The sequence below is a fragment of the Mycobacterium sp. DHQP2018-32-09 genome (assembly GCF_058148405.1).
The window spans coordinates 1-438 of the sequence record NZ_JBYVYK010000150.1 but is presented as its reverse complement, the minus strand read 5'-3'; the positions used below and the strand labels follow the sequence as shown (position 1 = coordinate 438).

Annotated in this window: 1 protein-coding gene; it reads left to right on the top strand. The window is 28.8% G+C overall.

The window, feature by feature from the left end; translation table 11 throughout:
* The first annotated feature begins 16 nt into the window (after positions 1 to 16).
* Positions 17 to 163, top strand: a complete 147-nt coding sequence (locus AC30CM_RS27100; protein WP_490119992.1) for a hypothetical protein — start codon at positions 17 to 19, stop codon at positions 161 to 163.
* Positions 164 to 438: the final 275 nt, after the last annotated feature.

The window sequence follows — 438 nt, the reverse complement described above, 5'->3', positions numbered from 1 at the left end:
CAACGATCAAAACTATATGATTACAGTAGTGATACCAGAATTTATTACTAAGAAACGTTGGCATAATTTATTACACAATCAAACTAGTTTGCGTATGAAATTGTATTTAATTTATCAAAAGAATGTTAACGTATGTACAATTCCATTTAAACTAAAAAAATAGATTCTATAATCAAATCGGATTGATGAAAGGTTATTTACTTTTCATCAATCCGATTTTTTGATGTTGACTATAAAAACCCCGTACATATGAGATGATAATGACTTTGTCTCATATGTACGGGGTGTTGTTATGTCTTGCTTAATGTTTGGACTGTAAAGACAAGACAATTTCGTTGTAATTGATATTTTCTCGAATTTGAGCTGCAACGATATTGTTGATTTTATTTTTACGAATTAATTCATCTAAAAGATGACGTTGTAGATACAATGCTTCCA